Annotated in this window: 8 protein-coding genes; 7 read left to right on the top strand and 1 reads right to left on the bottom strand. The window is 45.0% G+C overall.

Annotation, left to right across the window (positions count from 1 at the left end):
- The first annotated feature begins 162 nt into the window (after positions 1 to 162).
- The 7 genes from RAC86_RS32160 to sirC all read left to right on the top strand — a co-directional run bounded on the left by RAC86_RS32160 (position 163) and on the right by sirC (position 5872).
- The gene (locus tag RAC86_RS32160) at positions 163 to 864 is read left to right on the top strand and encodes a phosphoadenylyl-sulfate reductase (RefSeq protein ID WP_003221498.1); all 702 of its coding nucleotides are present in this window, start codon (positions 163 to 165) and stop codon (positions 862 to 864) included.
- An 11-nt stretch (positions 865 to 875) separates the two neighbouring features.
- The gene (gene cysP, locus RAC86_RS32155) at positions 876 to 1940 is read left to right on the top strand and encodes a sulfate permease (protein ID WP_014113739.1); all 1065 of its coding nucleotides are present in this window, start codon (positions 876 to 878) and stop codon (positions 1938 to 1940) included.
- A gap of 48 nt (positions 1941 to 1988) precedes the next feature.
- Entirely contained in the window at positions 1989 to 3137 is a 1149-nt protein-coding gene (gene sat, locus RAC86_RS32150) for a sulfate adenylyltransferase (RefSeq protein WP_014113740.1), read from the top strand.
- A 12-nt stretch (positions 3138 to 3149) separates the two neighbouring features.
- Positions 3150 to 3743 carry an adenylyl-sulfate kinase gene (gene cysC / locus RAC86_RS32145; protein ID WP_014113741.1) on the top strand — a complete coding sequence of 198 codons (594 nt, stop codon included), beginning with the start codon at positions 3150 to 3152 and terminating at the stop codon, positions 3741 to 3743.
- Between the two features lie 98 nt (positions 3744 to 3841).
- On the top strand, positions 3842 to 4615 hold the full coding sequence (cobA, locus tag RAC86_RS32140; protein WP_072183030.1) for a uroporphyrinogen-III C-methyltransferase: 774 nt from the start codon (positions 3842 to 3844) through the stop codon (positions 4613 to 4615).
- Between the two features lie 2 nt (positions 4616 to 4617).
- Complete coding sequence (sirB, locus tag RAC86_RS32135) at positions 4618 to 5403, top strand: sirohydrochlorin chelatase (RefSeq protein WP_014113743.1); 786 nt, start codon at positions 4618 to 4620, stop codon at positions 5401 to 5403.
- Positions 5384 to 5872 (top strand): precorrin-2 dehydrogenase, encoded by a 489-nt coding sequence (gene sirC / locus RAC86_RS32130; RefSeq protein WP_072183028.1) that lies wholly within the window; start codon positions 5384 to 5386, stop codon positions 5870 to 5872. The genes sirB and sirC overlap by 20 nt, the downstream gene beginning before the upstream one ends.
- Positions 5873 to 5911: 39 nt before the next feature.
- On the opposite strand, the gene rqcH is transcribed toward sirC, so the two are convergent.
- A partial coding sequence (rqcH, locus tag RAC86_RS32125) for a tRNA modification protein RqcH (protein ID WP_377886455.1) occupies positions 5912 to 7568 on the bottom strand: 1657 nt, incomplete at its 5' end.

Here is a 7568-nt window from a genome sequence, read left to right as displayed (position 1 = left end):
ACATGCTGTTCCTGTCTTTCTTTCCGCCGGATTGAAAGTTTTTTATTTTAAGAGGAAAAAAGGCTGTTTGTGATAACAGCAGCCGCGCATCACATTACAATTGGGAAAAGACAACCGGCAGAAAGCTACTGTTTGTTTGTCTCCGAAAGGAGGAAAGAAGAAATGTTAACGTACGATAATTGGGAAGAACCAACGATTACATTTCCGGAAGACGACCCTTATAAAGGAGCGCTTTCAGTTTTAAAGTGGGCATACGGCCATTACGGCAATCAGCTTGTTTATGCCTGCAGTTTCGGAATTGAGGGAATCGTTCTGATTGACTTAATTTATAAAGTAAAAAAAGACGCAGAGATTGTGTTTCTTGATACAGGACTTCATTTTAAAGAAACCTATGAAACGATTGAACGAGTGAAAGAGCGTTATCCGGGTCTTAATATCATCCTGAAAAAACCAGACCTTACCCTTGAGGAGCAAGCCGAAGAACATGGTGACAAACTGTGGGAAAGAGAGCCGAATCAGTGCTGCTATCTTAGAAAGGTTGTTCCTTTAAGAGAGGCGCTTTCAGGACATCCAGCCTGGCTTTCCGGTCTGCGCCGCGATCAAGGGCCAAGCCGTGCCAATACGAATTTCTTAAACAAAGATGAAAAATTCAAATCAGTAAAAGTATGCCCGCTTATCCATTGGACTTGGAAAGACATTTGGAGATACACATCCCGGAATGAGCTGGACTACAATCCGCTTCATGATCAAGGATATCCTAGTATTGGCTGCGCGCCTTGCACGGCTCCTGCTTTTACCGCAGAGGATTTACGTTCAGGCAGATGGAATGGTATGGCGAAAACAGAATGCGGACTGCATGAATAAGGAGCTGCAAAATGGAACTAGCCGCTATTTTATTTAGCTTGTTTTTCGCGATGAATATTGGTGCAAGCGGCGCTGCAGCTTCGATGGGAGTTGCTTACGGCTCTGGAGCCATCAAAAAGAAAACCTACGCTTTGATCCTATGCGCAGTCGGTGTGCTGGCCGGGGCGGTCATTGGCGGGGGCGAGGTTGTAAAAACCATCAGCTCCGGGATTATCCCCGAGCAGACGATTACACTGACGATTGTTTGCATCATTATTGGAGCCGCTGCGCTGTCGCTCTTTACGGCTAATCTTCTCGGCATTCCTTTGTCGACAAGTGAAGTAACAGTCGGCGCAGTTGTCGGCGTGGGAGTGGCTTACAAAGTATTGTTTGTGAACAACCTGCTGGTCATTGTGTCGTTTTGGGTTTTTGTCCCGCTGTTCGCTTTCGGTTTCACATATTTTGTATCTAAGCTGTTTCGTTATTTTAAGATTGAAATTAAATCTTCTAAAAAGCAAAAAATCCTTGGCATTGTTTTGTTAGGTGCCGGATTTTTTGAAGCATTCTCTGCCGGTATGAACAATGTGGCGAATGCCGTTGGCCCGTTAGTGGCGGCCGGTGTGCTGGATGTAACGAAAGGAACCTTGTACGGGGGAGCTTTTGTTGCTCTTGGCGCGTTGTTATTAGGCCGGCGGGTGTTAGAAACAAACGGGAAGAAAATTACGAGATTCTCAAAAGGAGAAGGCATTCTCTTATCCGGTACAGGAGCCGGACTGGTGATCATCAGTTCTGTATTTGGGATGCCAGTGCCCTTGGCGCAAGTCACGTCATCGTCTATTATCGGAATAGGCATGGCAAAAAACGGTCCGAACGTGTTCCATAAACAAGTTGTTCAAACGATGCTGAAGGTATGGATTGTATCGCCGTTTTTATCTTTATCAATTTCTTATCTGCTTGTATCCTTGTTTTTAAAAGCGGATTATTATTCAATCTTTATCATGGTAAGTGTGCTTTTAGCGGCGGGCGGTGCCGTCAGCCTGACGAAGGCCATACGTAAAGAGAGACGCTCTGTCCACGAACAAGGCGGGGGAATCTGATCATTAATCTGAGTTATTTTATATGTTAACTAGGAGGAAATCGATATTATGAGCTTAGCACCACACGGAGGAACATTAGTAAACAGAGTAGATGAATCATATGATGTGAGCAGCATTCAAAAAGAAATTGAACTTGATTTGATTTCTTTCGCAGATTTGGAATTAATCGGAATCGGTGCATACAGCCCGATCGAAGGCTTCTTTAATGAAAAAGATTACGTATCTGTTGTCGAAAGCATGCGTCTTTCTTCCGGCGTTGTCTGGTCCCTTCCAATCACGCTTCCGGTTGATGCGCAAAAAGCAGCGGAACTGTCAGTCGGTGAAACGGTAAAGTTAACGTATGAAGGAGAAACATACGGCGTTATCCAAATCGAAGACCTATACGTGCCTGACAAACAAAAAGAAGCTGTCAATGTGTATAAAACGGATGAGCAGGAGCACCCGGGTGTTAAAAAGCTTTTCAGCCGCGGCAATACATACGTCGGCGGACCAATCACATTGACTAAAAAAGCTTCAAAACAGTTCCCTGAGTTTACGTTTGAACCGGCGGAAACAAGACGCCAGTTTGCGGAAAAAGGCTGGGAAACCATTGTTGGTTTCCAAACAAGAAATCCTGTTCACAGAGCGCATGAATACATTCAAAAAACGGCTCTTGAAACAGTAGACGGCTTGTTCTTAAACCCGCTGGTAGGTGAAACAAAATCTGATGACATCCCAGCTGATGTGCGGATGGAAAGCTACCAAGTGCTTCTTGACAATTATTACCCGAAAGACCGCGTGTTCCTCGGCGTCTTCTTAGCGGCGATGCGTTATGCGGGACCGAGAGAAGCCATTTTCCACGCACTTGTCAGAAAGAACTACGGCTGCACGCATTTTATTGTCGGCCGCGATCACGCAGGTGTAGGTGACTATTACGGAACATACGAGGCACAGGAGCTGTTTGACACATTTAAACCTGAAGAGCTCGGGATTACACCGCTGAAATTCGAGCACAGCTTCTTCTGTGAAAAATGCGGAAATATGGGAACGGCGAAAACGTGCCCTCACGGCAGAGAACATCACGTCATCTTATCAGGCACTAAGGTAAGAGGCATGCTGAGAGACGGTGTGCTGCCTCCTGCAGAATTCAGCCGCGCAGAAGTCGTAGAAGTGTTAATCAAAGGTATGAAGAAAAAAGAAGAAGCAGGCGTATCTTAAGGAGGACTGGCAGTGACAAATCGCGATATCGTATGGCATGAAGCCTCTATTACAAAAGAAGAGTATCAGAAAAAAAACAAGCACAAAAGCTCCATTCTCTGGCTGACAGGGTTAAGCGGTTCAGGCAAATCAACCATTGCCAATGCAACTGCGAGAGAATTGTTTGAGCAGGGCTACCAAGTCATTGTGCTGGACGGGGATAATATCCGTCACGGCTTAAATAAGGATCTTGGTTTTTCTGATGAAGACCGAAAAGAAAACATCCGCCGAATCGGAGAGGTGGCAAAGCTTTTTGTTCAGCAGGGCACCATTGTGATTACTGCTTTTATCTCTCCTTTCCGCGAGGACAGAGAACAGGTTCGCCAGCTTGTGGAAGCAGGCGAATTCAATGAGGTATACATTAAATGCGACCTCGATATTTGTGAACAAAGAGATCCGAAAGGGCTCTACAAAAAAGCTAGAAACGGGGAAATTCCGTTCTTTACGGGAATTGATTCTCCTTATGAAGAGCCGGAAGCACCGGAGCTCGTTCTTGATTCAGGACAGCATGACCGTGAAGCGTGCAAAAATCAGCTGATCGAGTTTGTCAAACAAAAATTGAGCTAAATGTGATCTGCTGTGTTCTTCTCAGATGCCGGAATGCAAGCGAGAACAACATCACAGCGAATGTTCTGGAAGAACTCGAATAGATCGGGGGAAATACGATGGGGAAAGTATATATTGTAGGAGCGGGTCCCGGAGACCCTGATCTGCTCACAATTAAAGCGCTGAAAGCCATTGAAAAAGCTGATGTCATCTTATATGACAGATTAGTAAATAAAGAGATTTTACAATATGCCAAAGAGCAAGCAGACCTGATCTACTGCGGGAAGCTTCCAGATTTTCATACGATGAAGCAGGAAACCATCAATCGATTTCTTGTGAAGTATGCGCAAAAAGGGAAAACCGTTGTCAGACTGAAGGGCGGAGACCCATTTGTGTTCGGCAGAGGAGGGGAAGAAGCGGAATGCCTCTCTGAAAACGGAATTCCGTTTGAAATCATCCCCGGCATTACATCAGGAATTGCGGCAGCCGCTTATGCCGGGATTCCTGTTACTCATCGGGATGCGGGCTCTAACGTCGCTTTTGTAACGGGGCATTATAAAAAAGACGAAGATTTTGAGGAAAAGTGGAAAGCGCTGGCTACAGGAATTGATACACTTGTCATCTATATGGGTATCAAAAACGTGCAGCAGATTGAAAGAAAACTTCTTGAAAACGGCCGGGACGGTTCTACGCCGGCAGCCTTTATTCACTGGGGAACAACGGACAAGCAAAAATCTGTTTTTTGTACAGTTGACACCCTTTCAGAAACGGTGATAAAAGAAGACATTAAAAATCCGAGTTTAATTGTCATTGGAAATGTTGTAAATTATCACTATAAGCTGGAATGGTTTGAATCTGAGCTGAAAAAACAAGATTTAAGCGAGGCGTTGTAAAAATGAAGCAAGCAATTTTATATGTCGGTCACGGCAGCCGGATAAAAAAGGCGCAGCAAGAAGCCGCAGCCTTTTTGGAAGGATGCAAGGCGCACGTCTCTGCGCCTGTACAGGAAATCAGCTTTTTAGAGCTTCAGGAGCCGACAATTGAGACAGGGTTTGAAGCATGTGTGAAGAAAGGCGCCACTCATATCGCAGTGGTGCCTCTGCTTCTTTTAACAGCTGCACATGCAAAACATGATATTCCCGAAGAAATTGCGCGTGCTGCATCCCGATATCCTTCGGTCCGCGTTTCATACGGAAAGCCGATCGGGATTGACGAAGAAGTAGTCAAAGCTGTATATCATCGAATGAAAGACATAAGTGTTCCGTATGAAAATGCCAGAGTCGTGCTCATCGGGAGGGGGAGTTCAGATCCCGATGTAAAAAGAGACGTAACCGGTATTGCCAATCTCCTTCAAAATATGATTCCGGTGAAGGAAGTCATCCCGTGCTTTTTGACAGCATGCGGCCCGAATTACAAAGAGGTTTTTTCAGAACTTAAAAAAGATGACGGCGTGACAACCTTTGTCGTTCCATATTTGCTTTTTACCGGCATGCTGATGAATGAAATCGAACGAGAGGTTCAGACATTAAAGGCTGATAATCCGAATGTCTACCTTTCTTCCTATATCGGTTTCCACCCTCATGTGAAAAACGCATTTTTGAACCGTGTAAGAGAAACTGCCGAAAATCCCGAGGGACAATTTGATTTTGACGGAGGTTCATATGCTCCCGCTGCACATTAGCCTGGAAAAGAAAAAGGTTGTCATTGCGGGCGGCGGCAGCATCGCTCTCAGAAGGCTGAAAACGGTGCTTTCTGAGGGAGCTGATATTACGCTTGTCAGTCCGGATGTTGAACCGGAAATCAAGCAGATGGCAGACAATCGCCGTATCAGATGGATCAGCCGCACGATTGAAAAAGAAGATTATCTCGATGCTTTTTTGATTATTGCCGCGACGGATAATGCGACAGTGAACAAAGAAATTGCTCTAACCGCTTCACCTTTTCAGCTTGTCAATTGTGTCAGTGAAGCTGAGCTTGGCAACGTGTACATACCGAAAATCGTAAAAAGAGGGCATGTCACGGTGTCAGTTTCTACAAACGGAGCCAGTCCAAAGCACACAAAGGAGCTGGCAGAAAAAGTGGATGAGCTGATTGACAGCGATTTTGTCACTGAAGTTGACAGGCTTTATCAGGTAAGAAGAAAGAAATAAGCCAGAGCACACAATGCCCTGGCTTTTTCTTTATGATGCTCAGTTTTTTTTCAGCTTGATGACAGTATCTGCATCAGGTGTGACAAAGACGGTATGCTGGCTGTCATAGGTGACGAAGCCGGGCTTCGCGCCGTTCGGTTTTTTGACATGCCTGATTTTTGTATAATCTACAGGCACTGAACTTGAATCTTTGGCTTTTGAAAAATAAGCTGCAATTGTCGCGGCTTCAATAATTGTTTGCTCATCCGGTTCGCTGCTTCTGATTACAACGTGGGAGCCTGGAATATCCTTCGTGTGAAGCCAAATATCGTCTCTGGCTGCCGCTTTTGTTGTTAAATATTCATTTTGGCGGTTGTTTTTCCCCACTAAAATCGCCAGGCCTGAAGAGGATTCATATGTTTCTAAAACCGGGTTATGCGGTTTTTGTTTTTTCTGTCCTTTTTGCTGCTTAGGGCGTAAATATTTGCCCTCCACAAGCTCCTCCCTGATTTCGCTGATATCTCGAGGAGAAGCGGACGAAAGCTGCTGAATCAGCTGATCAAAGTATTCGATCTCTTCCTGCGCCAGCCTGATTTGCTCCTGGACAACTGCGACCGAATTTTTCGCTTTCTGATACTTCGTGAAGTAGGCCTGAGCGTTTTCAGAAGGCGTTTTGTTCGGGTTTAAAGGAATCGTGATTGTCGGGCTTTCTTCATCGTAATAGTTGATGACCTCAGCCTGTTTATCACCTTTTTTCAGCATATATAAATTAGCAGTTAAAAGCTCCCCGTAAAGCTGAAATTCCTTCGCGTTTTCCGAATACTCCAGTGTTTTCTCTAATTTTTTGATCTTGTTTGCATTTTTCTTCCGTTCATTGACAACAAATCGTTCAAGATCCTGGGCCTGCTGTTTGACCCGGTCTCGTTCAGCTTTTCCGAAGTAAAAACGGTCGAGCAGCTCGCTTAATGAATCAAAACGGCGCGCTTCGCCTTTTAGATGAGTCAGCTCCAGCAGGTAAAAATATTCCTTTCCGTTTACGGTTGTAATGTTGGGAATAAAGCGGTGCTCTTTTACTTCGGCAAAAAGCTCCAGCAATGCTTTTGGCAGTGTGACTTTGTTGGCTAGACCCGCTCTGTGAACCGCTTCTTTGGCAAAGAGCGGAGACACACCTGAAAAGTGTTCAACAATTTGTTTATCCAGCCGTCCTTCTTGAAAACTGAGATGACGTAAAATATCGTCTTCTGTCGCCTCAAGCGGCGAGATTTTGTTCTGGGCTGGCGGAAGCTTATAATCTTGGCCAGGCAGTACTGTACGGTAGCTGTTCATTGACGGCGATAAATGCTTAAGCCCGTCGATGATCACATTTTCTGCTCCGTCTGTCAAAATGATATTACTGTGGCGTCCCATAATTTCTACATAAAGCTTTCGGACGGTTTCATCGCCAATTTCGTTCCGGCTTTTGATATGAAAAATCATAATGCGGTCTAAGCCCGCTTGTTCAATTTTTTCAATAAATCCGCCTTCGATATGCTTTCTCAGCAGCATGCAAAACATTGGCGGTTCGCTTGGGTTTTCATAAGCTTGCGTCGTGATGTGCACCCGTGAATAGCTCGGGTGTGCCGATAATAATAGTTTTTGGTTTTTTCCATTGGCGCGGATGTGAAAAATCACATCGTGCTTATATGGCTGATGGATTTTCGTAATTCGTCCGCCCGTC

Source organism: Bacillus sp. LR_5, assembly GCF_042709275.1.
The sequence above is the reverse complement of the archived record's forward strand: the minus strand, read 5'-3'. Positions and strand labels throughout refer to the sequence as shown.

Coding starts and splice junctions, on each gene's coding strand:
- cobA (WP_072183030.1), top strand. CDS start 3,842: ATGGGGAAAGTATATATTGTAGGAGCGGGTCCCGGAGACCCTGATCTG.
- sirB (WP_014113743.1), top strand. CDS start 4,618: ATGAAGCAAGCAATTTTATATGTCGGTCACGGCAGCCGGATAAAAAAG.
- cysP (WP_014113739.1), top strand. CDS start 876: ATGGAACTAGCCGCTATTTTATTTAGCTTGTTTTTCGCGATGAATATT.
- RAC86_RS32160 (WP_003221498.1), top strand. CDS start 163: ATGTTAACGTACGATAATTGGGAAGAACCAACGATTACATTTCCGGAA.
- sirC (WP_072183028.1), top strand. CDS start 5,384: ATGCTCCCGCTGCACATTAGCCTGGAAAAGAAAAAGGTTGTCATTGCG.
- sat (WP_014113740.1), top strand. CDS start 1,989: ATGAGCTTAGCACCACACGGAGGAACATTAGTAAACAGAGTAGATGAA.